A 2,543-nucleotide genomic window follows, 5' to 3' on the forward strand; every position below is an offset into this window, starting at 1 on the left:
GGGGCGTGGACGGGGGTGCTGACGTCAGCGGTCACGTGCGGATCCCTCCGGGGCGCGGGTGCGTCGGCGCGGCCAGCCTGCCCGTCGCACCCCGCCGGCCGCCAGGGGACCTTGGTCCCGATCCGCCTCGCGCGGCGGGTGACGCTGGGTAGGGTGACCGGCGCCGGACACCGCCGCGCGGAGGGCCCACGTGGAACCGATCACCCTCTACCTCGTCGACGACCACGCCGTCGTGCGCGCCGGGTTGCGCGCCGTCTTCGAGGCGGCGGCCGGGTTCACCGTCGTCGGGGAGGCGGGCACCGTCGCCGAGGCCCTGGCCGGTCTCACCCTGCTGCGCCCGGACGTCGCGGTCGTCGACGGGCGCCTGCCCGACGGCTCCGGCGTCGACGTCTGCCGCCACGCGCACGCCCACTGCCCCGGGACGCGGACCCTCGTCCTGACCTCCTACGACGACGACGAGGCGCTGCTGGCGTCGGTGCTCGCCGGGGCCGCCGGCTACCTGCTCAAGCAGATCCGCGGCACCGACCTCGTCGAGGCGGTCCGCACCGTCGCCGCGGGCGGCAGCCTCGTCGACGAGGCCGCCGTGGCGCAGGTGCGCCGCCGCCTGCGCGACCCGCTGGCGCAGGACCCGCGGCTGGCCGACCTCAGCCCGCAGGAGCGGCGCGTGCTGTCCCTGGTCGCGGACGGGCTGACGAACCGCCAGATCGGTGCGCAGCTGCACCTGGCGGAGAAGACGGTGAAGAACTACGTCTCCAAGGTGCTCGCGAAGCTCGGGCTGAGCAGCCGCACCCAGGCCGCGGTGTTCACCACCTCCCTGTCCGGGCGGGGCCGTGACGGCGGCAGCTGAGCCCCCGGTGTTCCCCGGGCTCGGGGCGGTGGGCCTGGACGACCTGCTCGGGGAGCTGCGCGAGCGGGCGGCGGCGGTCCAGCGGCACCAGGACCGGCTCAACGGGCTGCTCGACGCCGTGGTCGCGCTCACCGCCGACCTGGAGCTGCCCGCCGTCCTCGACCGCATCGTGCGGACGGCCTGCGACCTGGTCGGCGCCCGCTACGGCGCCCTGGGCGTGCTGGACTCCCACGGCGAGCTGGAGCAGTTCGTCACCGCGGGGATCCCGGAGGAGCAGCGCGCGGCGATCGGCCCGCTGCCGCGGGGGCACGGCCTGCTCGGCGTCCTCATCGAGCACCCCGAGCCGCTGCGGCTGGCGGACCTCGCCGGCCACGCCGGCTCCCGCGGCCTGCCGGCGCACCACCCACCGATGCGGACGTTCCTCGGCGTACCGATCCGGCTGCGGGACAGCGTGTTCGGCAACCTGTACCTCACCGAGAAGGAAGGCGGCGAGGAGTTCAGCGCTGACGACGAGGCCGTCGTGGTGGCGCTGGCCGCCGCGGCGTCGGTGGCCGTCGTCAACGCCCGGCTGTACGCCCGCAGCCGGCGGCGCAACCGGTGGCTGGACGCCGCCGCCGACACCGCCCAGGCGGTGCTGGCCGGGGCCGGTCACCCGCAGGACGCGCTGGACGCCGCGGCGCGCGCCGCCCGGGAGGCCGAGGACGCGGACGCGGCCGTCCTGCTCCTCGACGACGGCACCGGGCCGGCCGTGGCGGCCGACGCCGTCGCGGCGGGCTGTCCCGCGGACCTCCTCGACGGGTTGCGGCTGCCGGACCCGGGGGACCTGGCCGACGCCGTGGTCGTGGACGCCGCGGCCCTGGGGGTGCGGGCCCGGCACGCCGCGCTCGTGCCCGCCCGCATCGGCGAGCGGCTCGCGGCGGTCCTGGTGCTGCTGTGGCGGGAGTCCGTGCCCGACGGGGCGCCGGACGCCGGGACCGCCCGGCAGTTCCTGGAGCAGCTCGTGCTGGCCCGCGAGGTCGCCGCCAGCCAGGCCGCGCGGGCGCGGGTGGCGGTGCTGGAGGACCGCGACCGCATCGCCCGCGACCTGCACGACCACGTCATCCAGCGGCTGTTCGCGGTGGGGTTGTCGCTGCAGGCCGCGCTGGCCGCGGATCCGGGTTCCGCCGCCGCCGCCCGCGTCGACGCGGCCGTGGAGGACATCGACCAGGCCATCGGCGACCTGCGCCGCTCGATCTTCCAGCTGCGCGACCGGCCCCGCCGGGAGGCGTCCTCCCTGGACGAGGTGCTCGTCGCGGCGGCCGGTGCCCTGGGGTTCGCGCCCCGCTCGACGGTGCGCGGGTCGCTGGTCGCCCTGCCGGCACCGCTGCGCCAGGACGTGCTGGCCGTGCTGCGCGAGGCGCTGGCCAACGTGGCCAAGCACGCCGCGGCCTCCGCGGTGGACGTGGAGCTGACCCTCGGCCCCGGTGTGCGGCTCGTCGTCGCCGACGACGGCCGCGGCCTGCCCGCCGCCGGCACCGGCGCCGCCCACCGCGGGGGGCTGGACAACATGGCGGCGCGGGCGCGGGCGCACGGGGGGTCGGCGCAGGTGGGTGCGGGGCCCGCCGGCGGCACCCGGGTGGTCTGGTCGGTCCCCGCGCCCGCGGACCCGGCGGGCGGCTGAGGGACCTTCGGCCCTGCCGGTGGCCGCCGGCGGCGG

At 78.3% G+C, this 2,543-nt stretch carries 2 protein-coding genes; both read left to right on the top strand.

The window, feature by feature from the left end; translation table 11 throughout:
- The first annotated feature begins 190 nt into the window (after positions 1 to 190).
- Positions 191 to 847, top strand: a complete 657-nt coding sequence (locus ABEB16_RS13750) for a response regulator (protein ID WP_345712809.1) — start codon at positions 191 to 193, stop codon at positions 845 to 847.
- Positions 831 to 2,507 (top strand): GAF domain-containing sensor histidine kinase, encoded by a 1,677-nt coding sequence (locus ABEB16_RS13755; protein WP_345712810.1) that lies wholly within the window; start codon positions 831 to 833, stop codon positions 2,505 to 2,507. Before ABEB16_RS13750 ends, ABEB16_RS13755 begins: the two co-directional genes overlap by 17 nt.
- The last annotated feature ends 36 nt before the right edge of the window (positions 2,508 to 2,543 follow it).

It is taken from the genome of Kineococcus glutinatus, assembly GCF_039542765.1.
GTDB lineage: Bacteria > Actinomycetota > Actinomycetes > Actinomycetales > Kineococcaceae > Kineococcus_A > Kineococcus_A glutinatus.